The sequence below is a fragment of the Aeromonas veronii genome (genome assembly GCF_040215105.1).
Classification (GTDB): domain Bacteria; phylum Pseudomonadota; class Gammaproteobacteria; order Enterobacterales; family Aeromonadaceae; genus Aeromonas; species Aeromonas veronii_G.
The window spans coordinates 3,681,918-3,703,597 of the sequence record NZ_CP157875.1 but is presented as its reverse complement, the minus strand read 5'-3'; the positions used below and the strand labels follow the sequence as shown (position 1 = coordinate 3,703,597).

The window sequence follows — 21,680 nt, the reverse complement described above, 5'->3', positions numbered from 1 at the left end:
CGGTTCTCGGTGGTAATTATGTTGTTGGGAAGGTTTATACCGCCAATGGCTATACCATCATCGATAGCAATGGGCGGGTATATGCCGCTGGTTCTGCGATTGGCTATATGCGTGCAGACGGCAAGGGTGGCTATACCTACTCGACCCTTGGCGGTAACGGGCAGGATTCGACCACTACCACCATCAACAACTCGGTAGCGGGCTTCGGGCTACTGACCGGGATGGGAGTGACCGTCGAGGCCATCGGGCTGGGGGCAAACATCTCCACCAATGACCTGAAGTCTTACGACTCAGACGGCGTGCTCAAGACCGGGGTCAACGCCTCGGATCTGGCCAACGCCATCCTCGGCACCTCGGTGAACAATCTGCCGGGAGCCGACCGCTTCGATGGCGGGGCCGGCGATGACATCCTGTTTGGCGATGCGGTGCACTTTGCCGGCATCAACGGGGAAGGCTATGCCGCCATCAAGAGCTATGTGGCGGCGCAGCTGGGCCGCAGCGATGTGCTGGATGCCGACGTACATCGCTATATTCAGGAGCATGCCAGCGACTTTGACCAGTCTTCGGCCAATGACAAGGCGGATGTGCTGCTGGGTGGGGATGGCAACGACATCCTGTTCGGTCAGGGTGGCAATGACTTCCTGTACGGCGGGGCCGGTAATGACATCCTGTTTGGCGGTAGCGGTGACGACAACCTGTTCGGCGAGAGTGGCAACGACACCCTCTATGGCGGGAGCGGCAACGACAACCTCGACGGTGGCGCTGGCAATGATCTGCTGAGCGGCGGTCTGGGCAATGACATCCTGCGTGGGGGGCTTGGCAACGACATCCTGACCGGGGATGCCGGCGCCGATACCTTCGTCTGGCAGAAGGGTGACACGACCCCCGGCATTGTGACCAAGGACTATGTCACCGATTTCTCCAAGGCCGAAGGGGACAAGCTGGATCTCAGCGATCTGCTGGATAGCGATGGCAGCAAGAACGAAAGTTCGCTCAAGAGCCTGCTCTCGGTGTTCCAGGACAGCGAAGGGGTGCATCTGCAGGTCAAGGAGAACAGCACTGCACCGGTGACGCAGGAGATAGTGCTGACGAACCACACCTTCGATACCCTGACCGGTGGCTCCGGCACCACGGCCAACCAGGTCATCGACTTCATGTTGCAAAACAATATGTTGGATATCGACAAGTAACCTTCTCGGGTGGAACAAAAAGCGGCAGAGCAATCTGCCGCTTTTTTTATGGGCTGGCTTGATGAGGGGAGCAGTCAACGGCGGTCATGGTTGCAATCCCGACCTTATCCGAAGATGCAGGGGAGGTTGACGGTGAGCGCGGATGAGTGTTGGTACCCCTGGGGTGCTCAGCGATGGACGAGCGGATAACAACAGGGGGCCGGGTGGTATAAACCGACCCCCTGCTCATATCGATATGATGACGTGTTTGTCTTGCGGGCCTAGGCGCTGATGCTGGCGAGGCGGGAGCCGCGCTGGAAGCAGCTGACCAGCAGCAGGAAGGTGATGATGCCGACGGTGCCCAGCACCAGCCAGGGCAGCCAGGGTTGGCCCTGGGCATTGGCGTAGTCGTGCAGGGCGCCGCCGCTGACATAGCCGGTCATGCCGCCGAGCGCCAGTCCCAGCCGGCTGAAGCCCATGTAGCTGCCACGGGCCCCCGGCTGAGCAAGCTTGGTCATGAGGGTCTCCCGTGCCGGCTCGGCGATGACGATGCCGAGATAGAAACAGGCCAGCAGCATGAAGACGGCGGGCAGGGTGGTGGCGAAGGCCACCAGTCCGATGCCGGCGGTCATCAGCAGTACCCCGGCCATCAAGCGATTCTCCAGCTTGAAATGGCGCTCCCCATAGCGGGCAAGGGGATAGAGCAGGGTCAGGGAGATGGCGGTCTCCAGGGTGTACATCCAGCCCACCGCCGTGGTGGTGCCCGCCATCTGCTTGACCAGGATGGGGAAGATCAGCATCACCTGCACCCAGAGCGCGTAGTAGCCGCTCAGAACCAGCACCACTCGGCAGAAGGCCTTGTCCGCCAGTACCTGGCCGAGACCTGCCCGGATCGGGGTGGGCCGCAGTGAGAGCTTGTAGGCGGGCAGGATCAGCAGGTTGCAGAGGGCCGCGCAGACGAAAAGCCCGGCTCCCAGCAGACAGACGTACTCGAAATCGAAGTTGAGCAGCCAACTGCCGAGCAGGGCCCCGGCCACGGCGCCGGCACTCTCCAGCATCATCAGCAATGAGATGTAGCGGCCCCGCTCCCGGGGACGGGTGAACTTGATCACCAGGGCCGCGCGGGGGGGATCGAACAGGCAGCCGCCGAGCCCGGAGATGACGCAGGAGAGGATCAGATCCAGCCCTGTCTGGGCATAGGCCAGGCTGGCAAAGCCGGCTGCGCGCAGCAGCATGCCGCAGACGATGAGGGGGCGGGCGCCGAACTTGTCGGCAAGGGAGCCACCAAAGACCCCCAGCCCCTGCTGAGTCAGCTGACGCAACCCCAGCGCCAGTCCGACCACGCCGGCTGCCCAGCCGAGTTGATCCACGAAGCGCAGGCTGATCATGGGCATGACCACGAAGAACCCCAGGATCACCAAGAGGGAATCCAATGCCAAGAACCACCGCCCCAACCGCCTTGCCCGCTCAACCATGACCCTTAGAACCTCTACTGCATCGAATATTGTATTTATGGTGTGTGTTGCCTGAATGGCGCCGTCACCAAACAGAGCCAAGGACGAAGATAAGTCCCTGGCTCGGCGGCGCTGTGGCCATTTCATGACATTTGATACTGCTATTCTGGAAGGGGGCCAGATATAGTGGTAGCCGACAACTGGCTATATTTCATATTGGATTTTGTTATGGCTATGACCCTCGATGATCTGCAATTGCTGCTGGATGTGGCCAACCGTGGCAGCTTCAGCAAGGTCGCCGCCATTCGCGGCTGGTCCCAACCCATGGTCAGCCAGCGGATCGCCGTGCTGGAACAGGCGCTGGGACAGCCCCTGTTCTTCCGTCATCGCCGGGGCGCGGCCCCGACCCCGGCCTGCGAGCAGTTCCTGCCCGCCGCGAGCGCGGCCCTCAGCGCCCTGGAGGGAGGGCGGCTGGCAATGCAGGGGGCGCCCGCCCTGCCACGCATCAAGTTGTCCTGTCTGCCGTCCCTCACCACCGTGGTTTTCGGGCCACTGCTGCTGGCCCTGGTGGACGAGGCGTTCGAGATCCGCTGCAACACGGATCACTCCGGCGTCATCATGCAGGAGCTGCTGACCGGTGAGACCGATGTGGGCTTCATCTTGAAATGCCCCGCCATCGCCGGCATCCAGCTCGAGCTGCTCTATCGCTCCCCCATCATCGCCGTGGCCAGCGCCGGTCACCCGCTGGCAGGCAAGCAGGGATTGACCCTGCAGGACATTGCCAACGAGCGGCTGGCCCCCCAGCAATGGGGCACAGGTTGCGACGAGCTGATCCTGCAGCTGCGGCTGCTGCGCCAGGTGGCGAGCCCGCTGCATGCCATCCAGCCCGCCAGCGCGGCGCGGGAGCTGGCACTGGAGCACGGTTTCATCACCCTGATGCCGGCGCTCGCCATCAGCCGGGATCTGGAGTTCGGCCGCCTGGTGCAGCTCGATGTGGTGGATTTGCCGCCGGATCACTGGGACGTGATGATGGCCTGGCGCAGCGGCAAGCGACCGAACCGGGAGAAGGAGCGGGTACTGGAGGCTGCCCGCACCCTGGCCAGGCGCTGGGCGGGGCGCTGAGCACCAGCTGAGAGCCAAAAGAAAAGCGCCGGACAAGTCCGGCGCCTGAGTGAGTCAATCCCTTGGGACGGGATCAGTGGCTGGCTTTCAGGGTTACCCCGGAGAAGGCGCTGTAGGCGCTGAGCTGCACGTGCCAGGTGCCCGCCTTGGGGGCGTTCAGGGTGCAGGTCTCGGCGTTGCCGCTCTTGTAGGGACGGCAGTCATAGCTGGTACTGGTCGGGGCCGAACCAAACTTCACATAGAGATCCGCATCCCCGCTGCCGCCGCTGCTGGCGATCACCAGCTGGCTCTTGCCGGCGGGCACGTCGATGGTGTAGCTCACTTTGCCCCCCTTGGCGGCGGCCAGACCGGTCACCGGTACACCGTTTTGCAGCACGCTGCCGGGTTGTGGCGTGGTGCCGCCACAGGTGGCGTTGACCCCGACCGTGGTGAAGGCCGCCGCCACATCGGTCAGGCTGTAGCCCAGATCCGTGGCTGCCTTGGTCACGCCGCAGGCGCCCTGATCGTAGGTGGTGTTGGCGCCCCAGTAGAGGCGGTTGGCCAGCACGAACACCTCGAATGCCTTGCGGGTATTCCAGCCGCTGGTGTTGGCCAGCAGGTAGAAGGCACGGTTGTAGACCCCCGAGCTGTGGTGCACGTCGATGCCATCATAGTAATCGCTGGCATGGCCGATGGACTTGCCATCCCGGGTCGGATCCTCGAAGTAGCGCAGTGAGCCGTTGCCCTTGAAGATCTGGGCTCCCACCAGCCAGTCGTTGCTGCCCTTCATGTAGTTTTCGGCCGCTTCCCCCGCCATGTCGGAGAAGGCCTCGTTGATGCCGCCTGACTGGCCGGAGTAGACCAGCCCCGAGTTCTGCTCGGTGAAGCCGTGGCTCACCTCGTGGGCGGCCACGTCCAGGCTCACCAGCGGGTAGAAGGTGGTGGCACCGTCGCCGAAGGTCATCTGGCTGCCGTCCCAGAAGGCGTTCTCGTAGTTGCGGCTGTAGTGCACCCGCATCTTGAGCTTGAAGCTCAGCGGCGCCGTGTTGTACCAGTTGCGGTACATGTCGAACACCACGTTGCCGAAGTAGTGGGCATCGTTGAGGGGGGAGTAGGCGCCGTTGATCTCCTTGACCGTGTTTTCCGGGCAGGTGAACTGGTGCACGGCACCGCCCGAGGTGGCGTGGTTCAGGTTGATGGTATCCACGTTCGCGCTGCTCATGCGGCAGCTGTCATCCACCTGCAACGGGCCGTAGTCGGCGCCGTAGAAGTACTTGCCGGTCTTGGTGTTGCCACCGGGGCCGGTGGCGTCCTTGTGGTTGATCCCTTCCCAGCGCTTGAGCTCGCTGCCGCTCTGGGCATCGATCACCACGAAGGGGCGACTGGGCTCGTCGCTCGCCGCGAGCCAGGAGACCAGGTAGACCAGGCGGGCCTGACCGGCCTCATCCTGCATTACGAACAGCTTGACCCGCTCGTTGCTGCCCTTGGCGCCGGCGCGGGCCTTGCTCGCGGCATCGGCGGGGGTGAGGGTGGCAGCGGGGCTCGCCAAATCGGCGTCTATCTGGCGCAGGATCTGGCCGGACACCTGACTGACCTGGCCACCGAGAGACTGCTCGGCGACCAGCACCTGGCCCCAGACCGGGATGCCGCGCCAGGTCTGCTCATAGCGCACCCGTTGCTGGCCGTTGGGCAGCTTGACGACCCGCACCTGGCGGTACTCCCCCTCTCCGGCCAGGGCACCGACACCGGCGGCCCCGCTTGGTGCCCCCTGGATGCCGGCAACCTGATTCACTTCCACCTGTTCTGCCGCCATGGCGGCGCTTCCCCAGCAGGCCAGTACCACGGCCAAATAAACTTTGTTCATCTCGTCTTTCCTTAAGTCGATGAAGAGTGCATTCCGGGTCTCTTGCCCGGCATTCCTACACTAGTGGGCCGGTTTGAAATTGCGCCCTGTTAGTTGTGACAGGACAGCATAAACATGTAGTGGAAGTGACTGTTGCCATCCACTACGCCTGCCATATGCCAAATTGTTGGTTTTTTGTTCCAAAAAAGAGGGGCAGTGATCTGGGCGTCGAATCCTGGCCCGGATGGGGGTGTCCATATGGGGGTTGCCGGCCGGGATCTCGTACTGAAAGTCCTTGGCAGACAATGGCTTGATTGACTACATTGGCCCTCATGACGGCTCATGGGGAGCCATAAGGGAGGAGAAAACGGATGTTTTCATGGCAACTGGATGATGAGCTGTCGCTGCTGTTTCTGCAGCCCGATATGGCCAGCGAGCTGTTCGGCCTCTGCCAGCGCAACCGCGACTACCTGACCCAATGGCTGCCCTGGGTGCCCTATATCCAGCAACCGGCCGACACGGCCACCTTCATTCGCCACGCCATCGAGAAGTTCGCCCGCGGCGAGGGGCTCACCACCGCCATCGAGTATCAGGGGGAGGTGGTGGGGGTCATCGGCTACAACCAGATCGATGCCGCCCTCGGCAAGGTCACCATCGGCTACTGGCTGGCGGAGCGCTGGCAGGGCAACGGCATCATCACCCGGGCCTGCCAGGCGATGATCCACCACGCCTTCGAGGAGATGGGGATGGAGAAGGTGGAGATCAGCGCCGCCACCGAGAACGATGCCAGCAGGGCTGTGTGCGAGCGGCTTGGCATGGAGCAGGAGGGGATCATCCGCCGCGCCGAGCGGTTGGCCGACAGGGTGGTGGATCACGTCCACTATGGCCTCTTGCGGGACGACTGGCTGCGCCAGCGGGAGCATCCATGAGTCTGCCCGTCATCCAGACCGCCCGCACCCGGCTGACCGTGCTGACCCCGGAGCGGGCCGATCTGATGCTGGATTTCTATCTGCGCAATCGCACCCATCTGCAGGCCTGGGAGCCCGCGCGGGACGAGAGTTTCTATACCCTGGATCACTGGCGCCTGCGGCTGCGGGACGGCTACAGCCAGTTCTTCGATGGCAGCGCTCTGCAACTGGTGGCGCTCGACCCCAAGGGGGAGCGGGTGCTCGCCACCTGCAACTTCACCCACATCGTGATGGGCATGTTCAAAGCGTGCCATCTCGGCTATGCGGTGGACAAGGCCCACGAAGGGCAGGGGTTGATGCAGGAGGTGGTGGCCGCCGCTATCGAGCATCTGTTTCGCGAGCTCGGCCTGCACCGCGTCATGGCGAGCTACATGCCAGCGAATGAGCGCAGCGGCGCCCTGCTCGCGCGCCTCGGCTTCGAGCGGGAAGGCTATGCCCGGGATTACCTGATGATCAACGGCCGCTGGGAGGATCACGTCCTCACGGCGCTGATCAATCCCGCGGTTTAAGCCCGAAAGCAGGCCCCGATCCTGGCTTTTTCGGGATCGGTCGCACTATCTGTGCACTGCTCATACCCCTGACCCCAAAAGCGTGTAAAATTGCGCCCTGAATTTTTGCCCGGCCAGCTGCTGCTGGCCGCGATCCCATACATGCAAGGCTGACATTGTGACTGACGTAGACAGATTCGCGGACATTCGCCCCTATCGCGATGACGAAGTGCCGGCAGCCATCGAGCGACTGATCCAGGATGATGAGTTTATCGGTGCCATCGCCAAATACCGTTTCGGCTCCCTGATGAGCTGGCTGGGCTGGGCCATTCGCCCGCTGATCCGCCAGTTCCTGCGCCACAAATGGGCCAAGGTGACCACGGTGCGGCAGGTGCAGCTGGGGGTGACCCGCTATATGAGCCGCATGATAGCGACCTCCACCCAGGGGGTGACCTTCTCCGGCCTCGAGCACCTGAAGAAGGAGCAGGGCTACCTGTTCGTCTCCAATCACAGGGATATCGCCATGGATCCCGCCTTCGTCAACTGGGGGCTGCACACCCACGGCTTCGATACCGTGCGCATCGCCATCGGTGACAACCTGCTGCGCAAGCCCTGCGCCACCGAGCTGATGAAGCTCAACAAGAGCTTCATCGTCAAACGCTCCGCCAAGGGGCCGCGGGAGATGATGAAGATGCTCGGGGAGCTGTCGGCCTATATCGGCCAGTCGGTGCACGAGGGGCACTCCATCTGGATCGCCCAGAAAGAGGGTCGCGCCAAGGACGGGGATGACAAGACGGATCCCGCCATCCTCAAGATGTTCTACGTGGACGGCAAGAAGCAGAAGATCGAGTTCGTCGACTACATGCGCAGCCTCAACATAGTGCCGGTCAGCATCAGCTACGAGCTGGATCCCACCGACAAGGCCAAGGCGCGGGAGCTGTACGAGAAGTCCGTCAACGGCAGCTACGAGAAAGGGGAGTTCGAGGACATCGAGAGCATCGTCGCCGGCATCGTCGGCCAGAAGGGGCGGGTTCATGTCTCCTTCGGCGCCCCCATCACCGAGGGCTTCAGCGATCCGGACGAACTCGCCGCCCTGATCGACAAGGCCATCTGGGGCAGCTATCGACTCTTCCCCGGCAACTATCTGGCGGCGGATGTGCCTGGCAAGGCCAGTACCATCGAGCAGACCGCCTTCCTGACCCGCCAGTCAGAGGTGCCAGAAGAGTACAAGCACATCTGGCGTCAGATGTATGCGAAACCGGTCGAGAATGCCAAAAAGGCTTGAATGAGGCTGGTTGGACAGAAAAAACGGGAGCAGATGCTCCCGTTTTTGCGTCTGGTCAAAGTCGGGGGCAATTCGCTAGTGAATAATATTGTTTCAGCTGGTACGATCATCTGGCGAGTGAGCGGTTATTTCTTGGCAAACGTCGAAAAACTGTGCAACAGTGATCCGGCGCCCATTTGATGAACATGCTCCTTCTGGTCTGCACGGATAGCAGACGGCGCTGGACAAGGACCTTTGACGGGTCCTTTTTTATTGGCAGACGAAGATAGACGGCGAATACACCTAAGGAAGCACAGCGATGATCACCGGCAGTCTGGATACCTTGCAACGCACTCCCTTGCCCGCTCCCCTGGCCCGCATCATGGCGGACGTGGTGAAGAGCGTCCCGCACTGGCTGGATGCTCCCCTCGGCAAGACCGAGGTCGATGGCATGCGGCTGTTCTGCCTGGTGAGCGAGGAGCTGACCGAGCCAGTCGCAGCGCGCCGTGGCGAGTTTCACGAGCAGTATCTGGACATCCAGCTGCTGCTGCGCGGTGAAGAGTGGATCGGAGTAGGCCCTCATGCCTATGCATGTGAAGGGGCGGATCATCCCCATCCCGATCTCTGGTTCGTCGACGACGAACAGACCAGTTATCTGGCGTTGCAGCCCGGCCACTTCGCCATCTTCTGGCCGGGAGAACTGCATCGCCCTCTTTGTACCCTGACCACCCCGGGTTTGGTGAAAAAATTGGTGGTCAAGGTTCACAAGGATCTGCTGGCAGGCCTGTAGCCGCCAGTCGCGGGTGCCGAGGTGCCCGCCCGGGACGAGGCCGCCGTCAGTGGCTCGCCCAGCCCCTCATGAGTGCAGCGCGCCTGCGGCCTGCACCGAGCGAATTGAAAAATTGGACGCACTTTCCTGCGACCATAAGCCCCCGGCAGGGGAATCCCATCCTTGTTTGGATGACACGACACTGTCGGCATCAAGCCGAAGCACAGGAAGATGTAGAACATGAGCAAGTTGGTATTGATCCTTAACTGCGGTAGCTCTTCCCTGAAATTTGCCGTAATGGACGCCGAAACAGGCGAGGACATGCTGTCCGGCCTGGCCGAATGTTTCAACCTGGATGATGCACGCATCAAGTGGAAACTCCACGGGGTCAAGGGCGAAGCCATGCTGGGAGCGGGTGCCGCTCACCAGGAAGCCCTCGACCACATCGTGGGTCAGATCCTGCCCCAGGACCCTGCCCTGGCCGAACAACTGGTGGCCATCGGTCACCGCATCGTGCATGGCGGCGAGCAGTTCTCCCGCTCCGTGCGCATCGATGACGGCGTGATCGCCGGTATCGAAGCCGCCATCCCGTTCGCCCCCCTGCACAACCCGGCTCACCTCATTGGCATCCGTGCCGCCCTGAAGGTGTTCCCGGCCCTGGCCGAGAAGAACGTGGCCGTATTCGACACCGCCTTCCACCAGACCCTGCCGCAAGAGGCCTACCTCTACGCGCTGCCCTACAAGCTGTATGAAGAGCACGGCATCCGTCGCTACGGCGCCCACGGTACCTCCCACCGCTTCATTGCCGAAGAGACCGCCAAGGCGCTGGGCAAGCCGCTGTCCGAGCTCAACATGATCAACTGCCACCTGGGCAACGGCGCCTCCGTCTGCGCCATCCGTGGCGGCGAGTCGGTCGATACCTCCATGGGGCTGACCCCGCTGGAAGGGCTGGCCATGGGCACCCGCAGCGGTGACATCGATCCGGCCATCGTGTTCTTCATGCACGACAACCTGGGTTACAGCGTGGATCAGATCAACCACTGCCTGACCCGCGAATCCGGCCTGCTGGGCATGACGGAGGCGAGCAGCGACTGCCGCTATGTCACCACCAACTACGCCACCGATGACGGGGCCAAGCGTGCGCTGGACGTGTTTACCTACCGGGTGGCCAAGTACGTCGGCGCCTATGCTGCCGCCATGGACGGTCGTCTGGATGCCCTGGTGTTCACCGGCGGCATCGGCGAGAACGCCGCCATGGTGCGCGAGATGGTGCTGGCCCGTCTGGCCCTGTTCGGCTTCAAGGTGGACAAGGAGGCGAACAACGCCGCCGTGCTGGGTGGGGAGGGTCGCATCACCACCGCAGACAGCCCGCTGGCACTGGTGATGCCCACCAACGAAGAGCTGGTGATCGCCCGCGATGCCCTGAGCCTGGTTGGCTGATGCCATCTTGCTGAATCACAACGCCCGGCCTGTGCCGGGCGTTGTCGTTTTGGGCTCGGCCTGAGCGTTTTGTCATTTGACATGACGGGCGAGATAAGTACCCTGACAGGCTGTTTCATGAGTGGAGGTTGGGATGAAAGACGCGTTTTTTCACTGGTTGGGTAGCATGGGGATCGAAGTCAGCAATCTGATGGCCCTGGTGATTGCCCTGAGTTTCATTCTCCTGACCTCGCTGGTGCTGCACCTGGTGCTGCACCGGGTGCTGCTGGTGCGCCTGGTGGCGCTGCTCGGCAAGACCAAGCAGATGTGGTTGCCACCCCAGTTGCGGCAGCGCCTGTTCCACCGTCTCGCCTTCGTGCTGCAGGGGGCCGTGATGTTCGGTCAGGCGGAGATCTGGTTGCCACGGGCCTCCGATAGCCTGATGCTGATCGAGACCGTGACCCAGCTCTGGATCCTGCTGTTCCTGCTGCTCTCCCTGTTTGCCCTGCTCGACTGCATGCTCTCCCTCAGTCGCAACACCCGGATAGGGCGGGATCTGCCCCTGCGCGGCATCTTCCAGGGGGTGAAACTGGTGGGCAGCATCCTGGTGGGCATCCTGATGATTGCCCTGTTGCTGGGCAAGTCACCGGTGATCCTGTTCAGCGGTCTGGGTGCCATGACCGCGGTATTGATGTTGGTGTTCAAGGATCCCATCCTGGGTCTGGTCGCCGGCATCCAGCTCTCCGCCAACCGCATGCTCAGCGTCGGCGACTGGCTGCAGATGGACAAATACGGGGCGGATGGCGAGGTGATCGACATCGGTCTCACCACGGTCAAGGTGTCAAACTGGGACAAGACCATCACCACCATTCCCACCTACGCCCTCATCTCGGATTCGTTCAAGAACTGGCAGGGGATGACGGAGTCCGGCGGGCGTCGCATCAAGCGCAGCGTCAACATCGACATGACCAGTGTGCGCTTCCTGACGCCGGACGAGCAGGTGGCCTTGAAGCAGGCCAAGCTGCTGGCCCCCTATCTCAGTCGCAAGGAGCAGGAGCTGAGCAGCTACAACCAGCAGCTCAGCGAGGCGATCAACTACCCCATCAACGGCCGTCACCTCACCAACCTGGGGACCCTGCGGGCCTATCTGGATGCCTATCTGCGGGCTCATCCCAACATCCGCAAGGACATGACCCTGATGGTGCGCCAGCTGGCCCCGACCAGCGAGGGGATCCCGCTGGAGATCTACTGCTTCACGGCGACCACCGCCTGGGCCGAGTACGAAGGGATACAGGCCGATATTTTCGACCACCTATTTGCCATTATCGGGCAGTTTCATCTGCGGTTGCACCAATCGCCAACAGGTTATGATATGCGCCTCTGGCAACGGGAGATGGCTGGCAACGACTAGGGGGCGGGGTTATGGGTCAGCGCTTAATATCCGCGCATTTGCCGGTTGAATTTTTACCCGCATGGGAGAAAAATGGCGGCCTTCTCCGGGCCCCTGGAGCGCCCTGTCGCGCCCAATCGGGCCGGAGCACTGACTCACCTTATCCATGACGGGAATCCTATGAAGCTTCTTCACGCCACTGCCGCCACGCTCTGCTGCAGTTTCATCCTGGCTGCGGCACCCGCCCTGGCCGTCGAGTATGTCCTGCCTGCGGCCAACAGCCGCCTGGTGGGCGAGAACACGGAGTACGTGGTGCCCGCCGAGGAAGGCGGCCAGCCCCTGGAGACGGTGGCGGCCAAATTCCAGCTGGGGCTGACCAACATGCTGGAAGCCAACCCCAAGGCGGATCCCCTGTTGGTGCAGGCCGGTGACAAGCTCGTCGTGCCGCACCAGCTGATCCTGCCGGATGCGCCGCGGGAGGGGATCGTCATCAACGTGGCGGAGATGCGCCTCTATTACTACCCCAAGGGCAAGAAGGTGGTGGAAGTGCTGCCCATCGGCATCGGCCAGCTCGGCACCGATACCCCGGAGAACTGGGTGACCAGCGTGCAGCGCAAGAAAGAGGGCCCGACCTGGACCCCGACTGCCAAGATGCATGCCGAATACGCCGCCCGTGGCGAGACCCTGCCCGCGGTCTGGCCGGCGGGCCCGGACAACCCCATGGGGCTGTTCGCGCTCTACATCGGCAAGATGTACGCCATCCACGGCACCAACGCCCAGTTCGGCATCGGCCTGCGGGTGAGCCATGGCTGCGTGCGGCTGCGTAACGATGACATCGAGTACCTGTTCAAGCAGGTGCCGGTCGGTACGCGCGTGCAGTTCATCAACCAGCCGATGAAGGCATCCCTCGAACCCGATGGTCACCGCTATCTGGAAGTGCACCAGCCCCTCTCCCGGGATGAGGCCGAGTTCAACTCCAGCATGCCGGCCCCCCTGCCCATGACGCCTGAAGTGACTCGTTTCATCGCCCACGCCGACAGCGATTCCCAGCTGGTGAAACAGGCGCTGGAACAGCGCAGTGGCATGCCTATCGCCATCAACCGCTGATCCCCGCGGTGCAACAAAAAAGCCCCGGCCTCTGGCCTGGGCTTTTTTATGTCCATCCAGCCTGGGTGCTGGGATAAGTCATTGTGACAGTGGCATAATATCTGGCTAATTCATCCATGAGTGGTTAATTAGTTAGCAGTAAAACGTTTTTATTGTGTTTTTTATTTGTTAAAAACAGTTGAGCTTATGGGATCTGCTGATTACTCTAGGCCGGTTTTTAAGGAAGAACCCGTCGTCAGAACGGGTACAAAGTCACATAACGGAGTTTTGAATGACAGCTAGCACCCCAATGCTTATCACCTTCCTGGTGTACATCCTCGGGATGGTGCTGATCGGCTTCATCGCCTATCGCGCCACCCGCAACTTCGACGATTACATTCTCGGCGGACGCCGCATGGGGAGCTGGGTCACCGCCCTCTCCGCCGGTGCGTCCGACATGAGTGGCTGGTTGTTGATGGGCCTGCCGGGCGCCGTTTTCATCGGCGGCATCTCCGAGAGCTGGATCGCCATCGGCCTGGTCATCGGCGCCTACTTCAACTGGCGCTGGGTCGCCGGTCGGCTGCGGGTTCACACCGAGAAGAACCGCAACGCCCTGACCCTGCCGGACTACTTCACCTACCGCTTCGAAGACAAGAGCCGGGTGCTGCGCATCCTCTCCGCCCTGGTGATCCTGCTGTTCTTCACCATCTACTGCGCCTCCGGCGTGGTGGCCGGTGCTCGCCTGTTCGAGAGCACCTTCGGCATGGATTACAACACCGCCCTCTGGGTCGGTGCCGCGGCCACCATCACCTACACCTTCTTCGGCGGCTTCCTCGCGGTGAGCTGGACCGATACGGTGCAGGCCACCCTGATGATCTTCGCCCTGATCCTGACCCCGGTGTTCGTCATCATCGCCGTCGGCGGCATCGACACCGCCATGGTGCAGGTGGCGGCGCAGAACGCCAGCAACCTCGACATGTTCAAGAACCTGGACTTCATCGCCATCATCTCCCTGATGGCTTGGGGCCTCGGGTACTTCGGCCAGCCCCACATCCTGGCGCGCTTCATGGCGGCGGATTCCCACCACTCCATGGCCAGCGCCCGTCGCATCAGCATGACCTGGATGGTGCTGTGCCTCGGCGGCGCCGTGGCCATCGGCTTCTTCGGTCTCTCCTACTTCAGCACCTTCACCGAGCAGGCGGCCGGCGTCACCGGCAACCCGGAGCGGGTCTTCATCGAGCTCTCCAAGATCCTGTTCAACCCCTGGATTGCGGGCGTGCTGCTCTCCGCCATCCTGGCGGCGGTGATGAGTACTCTCAGCTGTCAATTACTGGTCTGCTCCAGCGCCATCACGGAAGACCTCTACAAGCCCTTCCTGCGCAAGAACGCCTCCCAGAAGGAGCTGGTCTGGGTCGGTCGCCTGATGGTGCTGCTGATCGCCGTGATCGCCATCGCCGTGGCCGTGAACCCGGAGAACCGGGTACTGGGTCTGGTGAGCTATGCCTGGGCCGGCTTCGGTGCCGCCTTCGGTCCCGTGGTGCTGCTCTCCGTGCTCTGGTCGCGCATGACCCGCAACGGTGCCCTGGCGGGCATGCTGGTCGGTGCCCTGACCGTCATCGTCTGGAAGCAGTTCGGCTGGCTGGGTCTGTATGAGATCATCCCGGGCTTCCTCTTCTCCGCCCTGGCCATCGTGGTGTTCAGCCTGCTGGACAAGGCTCCGTCCAAGGCCATGCTGGATCGCTTCGACGAAGCCGAGCGCGAGTTCAACACGCCAGCCCTCGAGCCGGTCGCGGTGAAATAACCCCGCTTGCCAAGGTCAATGTCGATAACAAAAAGCCCCGCATTGCGGGGCTTTTTCATGATGGTGATGGCGTTGTCTATTCGTCGCTGCCCTTGCCCAATTCCTGGCAGGAGAGCTTGGGCTCGCCATAGCGTTCGAGCATGGCCTCCTTGCCCTTGGTCCAGAAGCTGAGGTTCTGTCCCTCGTAGTGGGCACCGCTGCCGCTGGGCACCTGATAGGCCAGTACCTGCTGCTCCGGCCCCAGGTTGATGACGGAGACGGGCAACTTGGTGTCGTTGTAGAAGTAGGCGGTCACGGTCAGATCCTTGCCGCATTGGTAGAGGATGGGGGCGGGCACCGTCTGCTGGCCTCCCTTTATCTGCAGCTCGGTGATACGGGTCTGGTAGCTCGCTTCGATGCACTTGCCGGGGGCCGTATCCTTCCAGCATTCGTTGCGTCCCTTGATCCAGCCGCGCTGCAGCGCCTTCTCCGTCTTTACCTGTTCGGGGGAGAAGTTGGCGATGGCCTTGGGATAGAGGGCCGCGAGTTCATTGTCCAGGGTGGCCAGACCGGCATCCTGGCAGATGAGCTGCTCGGCGCTGCCGTGAGCCTTGGTGCAGTCGAAGGAGGGGGTGGCGGCCTGGGTGAGCGGCGACATCAGCAAGAGGGTGCCAAGCAATAACTTGTTCATGAGAAAAGGCTCCAACGTGAGGGACGACCCGCATACTAGAGCACAATCTGGCGGGGCCGCCGAGGCTTTTCTTGCCCCAGGCGGCCCTTGCTGCGAAAGGGGAGGATCAGGCCAGGGCGGGTTGCTGGCGGGCGCGCCACAGCCGCTCGTGGAAGAAGAACACCACGGTATTGACGGTGGGTTCCAGCATGGCCATGACACCGCCGGTGAGCAGTTCGCCACTCAGCAGGTAGGCGACCCCGAAGGCCACCGAGAAGTGGACGACGGCGAAGCTGCTGGTCTTGGCCTGCAGGCTGTGATTGGGCTTGAACTTGTGCCAGCCCAGATCGTGGAAGTAGAAGGCGACCGTGTTGACGGCGGGCTCGACGAGGGCGATCAGGCTGGCGGTCAGCAGCTCACCGGTCAGCAGGTAAGCCAAAGTGAAGGCGACGGTGAAGTGCAGGCAGGCGAAGCTGATGGTCTTGAGCATGATGATGACTCCCTCTGGTGATGAGAAGAGTATGCCTCGGAAATCAGTTAAATGAAAATAATTCTCATTTATTGTTGTGATAGGGAAAAACTATCGGTCTGGTGGTGGCTGCCAGATGGGGGCTTGCCGGGGGGCGCTGATTGTTACACTGGTTTTTTCCATGAAAAAAGGAGTTTTCATGAATATCAGTTCTACCTTGGCTGCATATTTCATTCTGCTGCTGATGGTGATCGTCGGCTTTATCGCCTATCGGCTGGCGCGCCGCAAGAGCGAGCATCCCAAGCTCATCACCATTCTGTGCGTCATCCTCTGCCTGTTTCCGCCCATGGCGCTGCTGGCGCTGGTGATCCTGGCCCTGTGGCGGGACAAGCCGGTGCTTCAATCGTCAGGACTGCAATGAGGCTGAGCCAAGAAACCCAGGCCAATAAAAAAGCCCCGCGAGGGGCTTTTTGACGTGCAGGCGAGGCGTTATTCCTCGATTTTGTTGAGCCACTCCACCCGGTACTGGGCGCCGGCGCCCTGGGCCAGCTTGGCGCACAGGGGCTTCAAGAAAGCCTCGATCTGTTCGGCCAGCATCCAGGGGGGGCTGATGATCAACATGCCGGAGCCGTTCATGCCCCAATCTGCGGTCTGACCCGCCACTTCCAGCTCGGCCACCAGCACATTGCCGAAGTTCTCCCGCTTGATGGCTTTGAGCATGTCGCGGGACTTGTCCGCCTCCTGCCCCAGGATGGGATACCAGAGCGCATAGATGCCGGTCGCCCAGCGTTTCTGTGCCTTTTTGAGGGTATCGACCACGGCGAAGTAGTCTTCCTTGAGCTCATAGGGCGGATCGATCAGCACCAGACCGCGGCGCGGAGTCGGCGGCAGCAGGGCCACCAGTCCCTCGAAGCCGTCACGGTGGTGCACGGCGACGCGGGGGTCATAACCCATGTTGGCGCGCAGGTCCTCCACCTCGTTGTTGTGCAGCTCCATCAGCGCCAGCTTGTCCTGCTCGCGCAGCAGACGGCGGGAGAGCTCGGGGGAACCGGGATAGGTGTGCAGCTCACCGCTCTGGTTCATCTCCCCGATGACGCCCAGATAGGGGGCCATGGCGGCCCATTGGCTCCGCTCGTCCCACAGCCGGCCTATGCCGTCGACATATTCGGCCTTCTTCTGGGACCAGTCGCCGCGCAGATCGTAGAGACCGCCGCCGGCATGGGTGTCCAGCACGATGAAGGGCTTCTCCTTCTTCTTGAGGGACTCGATGATCAGGGCCTGGACGGCGTGTTTGAGGACGTCGGCATGGTTGCCGGCGTGAAAGGCGTGGCGATAGCTCAGCATATTAGGTCTCTGAGGGGACCCTGCTGGGCCCCCAATATCGTTAGATAGTTCAACAGGTTGTGGCTCTCTCCCCGATACAGGGGCAGGGCGCGCAGGGCTTGCAGCAAGACGCCCTGTTGCAGTCGCTCCAGCTCCAGCTCGTGGGCCAGCATGGTCTGGTACTCGCTCTCATCGAGCCGGGACTTGGCATTTTGGCGCAGGGTGCGCCAGGGGGTCAGCACCGCCTCCGTCTGGATCAGGGCCGGCTGCAGGGCCCCCAGATCCACCACTATGTCGTCCAGATCCAGCCGGTGCAGCAGCAGGGCCAGATTGACGTTGCCGCCGAGTGTCTGCACCTGCAACCAGTCCTGACTGCGCTGGCCGTAATGCTTGCCGCTCCAGTTCCAGAAGTCGAGCGGGCTCGGCAGCGCGTGGCAGGGGACCCGCTCGTCTGTCATGGTCGCCATGTCACGCAAAGAAGGCTTGCTCCTGGCTCTCCAGATCTTCCGAGAGGCTCATCCACTCGAGTTCCACCCCTTCCAGCTCCTCCTTGAGAGGCCCCTGGGATTTGAGCAGCTCGGAGAGCCTGGGCTTGGCGCTCTCCTCGTAGATGGCGGGATCCGCCAGCTGGCTCTCGATATCGGCGAGCCTGGCTTGCAGCTTCTCCATGCTGGCCTCGAGCTTCTCGAGCTTCTGGCGAAGGGGCCGCGTCGCTTGCCGGAATTCCGCCTCGCGCCGTTTCTGATCCTTGCGCGCCACCGCCGAGTTGGCAGAGGTGGGGGCGTCCCCTTGTCGGTTGCTGGACTCTTTGTCCTGCTCGCCCAGCCACTTGTGGTAGTCGTCCAGATCCCCGTCGAAGGGCTCGACCCGGCCGCCGTGCACCAGATAGAAGTCATCCGTGGTGGTGCGCAGCAGGTGGCGATCGTGGGAGACCACCACCATGGCCCCTTCGAAGCCTTGCAGCGCCATAGTCAGGGCGTGGCGCATCTCCAGATCCAGGTGGTTGGTCGGTTCATCCAGCAGCAAGAGGTTGGGCTTTTGCCAGGTGATGAGGGCCAGTACCAGCCGCGCCTTCTCGCCGCCGGAGAAGGGGGCGACTTTGTCCAGTGCCTTGTCGCCGTGGAAGCCGAAGCTGCCGAGGTAGTTGCGCAGCTCCTGCTCGGTCTTGTCAGGGGCGAGGCGCGCCAGGTGATCGAGGGGGGTGTCATCGAGGCGCAGGGTCTCCAGCTGATGCTGGGCGAAGTAGCCGATGCTGACCCCGGCGCTCACCTCCAGCTTGCCTGACAGGGGCGGGTTGCTGCCGGACAGCATCTTGATGAAGGTGGATTTGCCCGCACCGTTGCGCCCCAAGAGGCCGATGCGCGAACCCGGCACCAGGTTGAGTTTGATCTTCTCCAGGATCACCTTGTCACCGTAACCGGCGCAGAGGTTCTCCATGGCGATGAGGGGGGTTGGCAGGGCCGAGGGCTCGCGAAACTCGAAGCTGAACTCGGAGTCGGCGTGGGCGGGCAGGATCTTCTCCATCCGCTCCATGGCTTTCAACCGGCTCTGGGCCTGACGGGCCTTGGAGGCCTTGTAGCGGAAGCGGTCCACATAGGCCTGCATGTGGGACATCTCCCGCTGCTGCTTCTCGTACATGGACTGCTGCTGGGCGAGGTGTTCGGCCCGCTGCAGTTCGAAGTCGGAGTAACCGCCGCTGTATTCGTTCAGCTTGCCGTTTTCGATGTGGATGATGCGATTCACCACGGAGTCGAGGAAGTCGCGGTCGTGGGAGATCAGCACCAGGGTGCCCTGATAGCCCTTGAGCCACTTCTCTAGCCAGATGACGGCGTCGAGATCCAGATGGTTGGTGGGTTCATCCAAGAGCAGCAGATCGGAGCGGCACAGCAGGGCCTGGGCCAGGTTCAGGCGCATGCGCCAGCCACCGGAGAAGCTCTTCACCGGTGAGGCGAGCTGATCGCCCCCAAAGCCGAGGCCGTGCAGCAGCTCGGCGGCGCGGGCGCGGATGCTGTAGGCACCGATGGTGTCGAGTTTGCCGTGCAGTTCTGCCACCGCCAGGCCATCGTCATCTTTCTCTGCCTGGGCGAGGCGGGCCTCTAGCGTGCGAAACTCCCTGTCGCCGTCGATCACGTATTCGAGGGCCGAGCAGTCCAGCGCCGGGGTCTCCTGGGCCACCCCCGCAATCTGCCAGCCGACGGGCAGGCTGAAGCTGCCGTTGTCGATGGCCAGTTCACCCCGCACCAGTGCAAAGAAGGTGGACTTGCCACAACCGTTCTTGCCCACCAGACCCACCTTGTGGCCGGGATGTATGGTGGCGGAGGCGTTGTCCAGCAGCGTGCGGCCGCCGCGGATCAGTTCGATTTGACTGGCAACTATCATGGGTTGGATCTGCTTGATTCGAATGAAAGGGAGAAACTGGCGCGGATTTTACGTGAAATGGCACCAATATGCACTGGAGGCGGGGGGCGCCGACTGGTTGCGGACAGAAAAACGTGCCATAACAGAGACATCAGTCAGGTAGCAGGAGGCAGGCATGCTGGTGAGAGATATCATGACGACCCGGATCGCAACGGTTTCCATGGATGACAGGCTCAACGTCATCAAGGAGATCTTCGATGCGGCCCACTTTCGCCACCTGCTGGTGCTGGAGGAGGACGTGCTGGTAGGGGTCATCTCGGACAGAGACATGCTGCGGGCCATCAGCCCCTATCTGGATACCGATGCGGAGATGACCCGCGATACCGAAACCCTCTATCGTCGCGCCCACCAGATCATGAGCCGCCACCCCGTCACCATCTCCCCGGACAAGACCCTGCAGGCGGCCGCCAGGCTGATGCTGGAGAAACATGTCTCCTGTCTGCCGGTGCTGGAAAACGGCACCCTGGTGGGGATCGTCAGCTGGAAAGATCTGCTCGGCGTCATGCAGGCATGGGAGCCTATCTGATTGGCGAGGGGGCATCATAAAGGAGATGCTTTTCTCACCATGGGGATGCTATGGTTGTCGATATAAACGACTGCCTTTCCCTTCCATGGTCATTCATTTGCTTCGATTAAATTCATTTTTTTAGATTTAAATATCGACACATGTCAATGGTGGCGACACTTTGTGTCGGGAAAAATAGCCTTCTCGTGGTGTTTTCGAATTAATCATCCGTCGCTTCAGTTCCAGTCAAGGTTTCCGGATCTACCCTAGGTCATCGGAACATAAACCCGATCAAACGACCGAGCACAGGTCTGATAGAGAGTGTTTACACCAGAGGAACTAATAATGAAAAAGACAGCATTGACCATGGCCATCTCCAGCCTGCTGCTGGCTGGCGGCGCACAAGCTGCCACTGTTTACGATCAGGATGGCTCCAAGCTGGACATCGGCGGCCGTGTCAACGGCATGTACTACGGTACCGATGACAACGACGCCGAAGGCGATGCCAGCTACCTGCGTCTGCACATTGCCGGCGAGACCAAGATTGACGACGAGCTGACCGCATTCGGCTTCGCCGAGTACAACCTGCCGGTGTCCGGTTCTGACAACGACGAGCTGCGTTATGGCTATGCCGGTATCAAGCACGATCGCTTCGGTGCCTTCAGCTACGGTCGCCAGGACGGTCTGTTCACCAAAGCGGTGAACAACTACACCGACGTGCTGCCTGAGTGGGGTGGTGACGGCCTGGGCAAGGACACCGACGTGTTCGGTACCGGTCGTAACAACGCCCTGGCTCAGTACATCTACAACTGGCAGGGCCTGACTCTGGGCGCCCAGTTCACCGGCAACAACGATCCGCAGAACGAAAGCCGCAGCGAACGTGTTGGCCCGAACGGCACCTGGAACCCGAAAGGCTCTTCCGAAGGTTACGCCCTGTCTGCCAACTATGACTTCGACATGGGCCTGAGCCTGGGTGCCGCCTACAACCAGGCTGGCAAGACCGACGAGCAGTCCGAGAACGTGAGCTTCGGCGGCAACGACGATGCCAAGTTGTTCGGTGTGGGCGCCAAGTACTCTGCCGGCAACCTCTATATGGCGGCCACCTACTCCCACGGTGAAGACCACATGTTCGTCGATACCGGCGCCATGCGCGGTTACGCCGAGAAGATGGATGGTTACGAAGCCGTCGTGCAGTACAACATCACGCCGAAGTTCAAGCCGTCCCTGGCTTACCTGCGTACTGACGTGAAAGACGATGCCCACGGTATCGATGACACCTCCACCGAGTACGTCTCCGTGGGTGCCTGGTACAACTTCACCGACAACTTCAACGCCTACGTTGATTACAAGATCAACCTGCTGGACGAAGTCGGCTCCACCGGCAAGAACAGCCTGGGCAAGTCTACCGACGACATCGTAGCGGTAGCACTGCAGTACAACTTCTAAGTCATTCCCTGACTGCCTACTGTATTTTTGAACCGGCCGCCTCGCGGCCGGTTTTTTTATGGGCGCGCGGCAGACAGGTACCGGGTTTGAAAATCCCCGGTTCAGTATTGCGCCACTC

At 61.7% G+C, this 21,680-nt stretch carries 20 protein-coding genes; 13 read left to right on the top strand and 7 right to left on the bottom strand.

Features of this window, described 5'->3' with window-relative positions:
- The first annotated feature begins 107 nt into the window (after nucleotides 1–107).
- Nucleotides 108–1,190 carry a calcium-binding protein gene (locus tag ABNP46_RS21195; RefSeq protein WP_434476201.1) on the top strand — a complete coding sequence of 361 codons (1,083 nt, stop codon included), beginning with the start codon at nucleotides 108–110 and terminating at the stop codon, nucleotides 1,188–1,190.
- A gap of 260 nt (nucleotides 1,191–1,450) precedes the next feature.
- Here ABNP46_RS21195 and mdtH read toward each other — a convergent pair whose 3' ends face one another.
- Complete coding sequence (gene mdtH, locus ABNP46_RS17045) at nucleotides 1,451–2,644, bottom strand: multidrug efflux MFS transporter MdtH (RefSeq protein WP_349919413.1); 1,194 nt, start codon at nucleotides 2,642–2,644, stop codon at nucleotides 1,451–1,453.
- A 207-nt stretch (nucleotides 2,645–2,851) separates the two neighbouring features.
- On the opposite strand from mdtH, the gene ABNP46_RS17040 reads away from it, so the two are divergent.
- Nucleotides 2,852–3,745 carry a LysR family transcriptional regulator gene (locus ABNP46_RS17040; RefSeq protein WP_349919412.1) on the top strand — a complete coding sequence of 298 codons (894 nt, stop codon included), beginning with the start codon at nucleotides 2,852–2,854 and terminating at the stop codon, nucleotides 3,743–3,745.
- A gap of 73 nt (nucleotides 3,746–3,818) precedes the next feature.
- Here ABNP46_RS17040 and ABNP46_RS17035 read toward each other — a convergent pair whose 3' ends face one another.
- A complete protein-coding gene (locus ABNP46_RS17035; protein WP_349919411.1) occupies nucleotides 3,819–5,588 on the bottom strand; it encodes a M4 family metallopeptidase in 1,770 nt (589 codons plus the stop codon).
- Between the two features lie 350 nt (nucleotides 5,589–5,938).
- Between ABNP46_RS17035 and ABNP46_RS17030 the strand changes: the two genes are divergently transcribed.
- The 8 genes from ABNP46_RS17030 to putP all read left to right on the top strand — a co-directional run bounded on the left by ABNP46_RS17030 (nucleotide 5,939) and on the right by putP (nucleotide 14,752).
- A complete protein-coding gene (locus ABNP46_RS17030) occupies nucleotides 5,939–6,496 on the top strand; it encodes a GNAT family N-acetyltransferase (RefSeq protein ID WP_349919410.1) in 558 nt (185 codons plus the stop codon).
- The gene (locus ABNP46_RS17025; RefSeq protein WP_349919409.1) at nucleotides 6,493–7,044 is read left to right on the top strand and encodes a GNAT family N-acetyltransferase; all 552 of its coding nucleotides are present in this window, start codon (nucleotides 6,493–6,495) and stop codon (nucleotides 7,042–7,044) included. Before ABNP46_RS17030 ends, ABNP46_RS17025 begins: the two co-directional genes overlap by 4 nt.
- Before the next feature lie 157 nt (nucleotides 7,045–7,201).
- Nucleotides 7,202–8,308 carry a 1-acyl-sn-glycerol-3-phosphate acyltransferase gene (locus ABNP46_RS17020; protein WP_349919407.1) on the top strand — a complete coding sequence of 369 codons (1,107 nt, stop codon included), beginning with the start codon at nucleotides 7,202–7,204 and terminating at the stop codon, nucleotides 8,306–8,308.
- Between the two features lie 298 nt (nucleotides 8,309–8,606).
- The gene (locus ABNP46_RS17015) at nucleotides 8,607–9,077 is read left to right on the top strand and encodes a YhcH/YjgK/YiaL family protein (protein WP_349919405.1); all 471 of its coding nucleotides are present in this window, start codon (nucleotides 8,607–8,609) and stop codon (nucleotides 9,075–9,077) included.
- Between the two features lie 219 nt (nucleotides 9,078–9,296).
- Entirely contained in the window at nucleotides 9,297–10,496 is a 1,200-nt protein-coding gene (locus ABNP46_RS17010) for an acetate kinase (RefSeq protein ID WP_349919403.1), read from the top strand.
- A 133-nt stretch (nucleotides 10,497–10,629) separates the two neighbouring features.
- On the top strand, nucleotides 10,630–11,886 hold the full coding sequence (locus tag ABNP46_RS17005; protein WP_349919402.1) for a mechanosensitive ion channel family protein: 1,257 nt from the start codon (nucleotides 10,630–10,632) through the stop codon (nucleotides 11,884–11,886).
- 159 nt (nucleotides 11,887–12,045) lie between these two features.
- Nucleotides 12,046–12,972 carry a L,D-transpeptidase family protein gene (locus ABNP46_RS17000; protein ID WP_349919400.1) on the top strand — a complete coding sequence of 309 codons (927 nt, stop codon included), beginning with the start codon at nucleotides 12,046–12,048 and terminating at the stop codon, nucleotides 12,970–12,972.
- A gap of 271 nt (nucleotides 12,973–13,243) precedes the next feature.
- A complete protein-coding gene (gene putP, locus ABNP46_RS16995; RefSeq protein WP_349919398.1) occupies nucleotides 13,244–14,752 on the top strand; it encodes a sodium/proline symporter PutP in 1,509 nt (502 codons plus the stop codon).
- 76 nt (nucleotides 14,753–14,828) lie between these two features.
- Here putP and ABNP46_RS16990 read toward each other — a convergent pair whose 3' ends face one another.
- Nucleotides 14,829–15,422 carry an MliC family protein gene (locus ABNP46_RS16990; protein ID WP_349919397.1) on the bottom strand — a complete coding sequence of 198 codons (594 nt, stop codon included), beginning with the start codon at nucleotides 15,420–15,422 and terminating at the stop codon, nucleotides 14,829–14,831.
- A 106-nt stretch (nucleotides 15,423–15,528) separates the two neighbouring features.
- Nucleotides 15,529–15,891: a DUF2061 domain-containing protein gene (locus tag ABNP46_RS16985; protein ID WP_349919396.1), complete on the bottom strand. Its 363-nt coding sequence runs from the start codon at nucleotides 15,889–15,891 to the stop codon at nucleotides 15,529–15,531.
- 178 nt (nucleotides 15,892–16,069) lie between these two features.
- On the opposite strand from ABNP46_RS16985, the gene ABNP46_RS16980 reads away from it, so the two are divergent.
- Nucleotides 16,070–16,291 carry a hypothetical protein gene (locus ABNP46_RS16980; protein ID WP_349919395.1) on the top strand — a complete coding sequence of 74 codons (222 nt, stop codon included), beginning with the start codon at nucleotides 16,070–16,072 and terminating at the stop codon, nucleotides 16,289–16,291.
- 68 nt (nucleotides 16,292–16,359) lie between these two features.
- Here the strand turns inward: ABNP46_RS16980 and ABNP46_RS16975 are convergent, their stop codons facing one another.
- The 3 genes from ABNP46_RS16975 to ABNP46_RS16965 are packed head-to-tail and all read right to left on the bottom strand — an operon-like array spanning nucleotide 16,360 to nucleotide 19,572.
- Nucleotides 16,360–17,214, bottom strand: coding sequence for a 23S rRNA (adenine(2030)-N(6))-methyltransferase RlmJ (locus ABNP46_RS16975; protein ID WP_349919394.1), 855 nt, complete (start codon nucleotides 17,212–17,214; stop codon nucleotides 16,360–16,362).
- Nucleotides 17,208–17,669, bottom strand: coding sequence for a DUF2390 domain-containing protein (locus tag ABNP46_RS16970; protein WP_349919392.1), 462 nt, complete (start codon nucleotides 17,667–17,669; stop codon nucleotides 17,208–17,210). The genes ABNP46_RS16975 and ABNP46_RS16970 overlap by 7 nt, the downstream gene beginning before the upstream one ends.
- Nucleotides 17,662–19,572 (bottom strand): ABC transporter ATP-binding protein, encoded by a 1,911-nt coding sequence (locus ABNP46_RS16965; protein ID WP_349919391.1) that lies wholly within the window; start codon nucleotides 19,570–19,572, stop codon nucleotides 17,662–17,664. The genes ABNP46_RS16970 and ABNP46_RS16965 overlap by 8 nt, the downstream gene beginning before the upstream one ends.
- Nucleotides 19,573–19,726: 154 nt before the next feature.
- On the opposite strand from ABNP46_RS16965, the gene ABNP46_RS16960 reads away from it, so the two are divergent.
- Both ABNP46_RS16960 and ABNP46_RS16955 read left to right on the top strand, forming a co-directional pair.
- The gene (locus ABNP46_RS16960) at nucleotides 19,727–20,137 is read left to right on the top strand and encodes a CBS domain-containing protein (RefSeq protein ID WP_349919390.1); all 411 of its coding nucleotides are present in this window, start codon (nucleotides 19,727–19,729) and stop codon (nucleotides 20,135–20,137) included.
- Nucleotides 20,138–20,461: 324 nt separating this feature from the next.
- On the top strand, nucleotides 20,462–21,562 hold the full coding sequence (locus ABNP46_RS16955) for a porin (RefSeq protein ID WP_349919388.1): 1,101 nt from the start codon (nucleotides 20,462–20,464) through the stop codon (nucleotides 21,560–21,562).
- Nucleotides 21,563–21,680 lie beyond the last annotated feature (118 nt).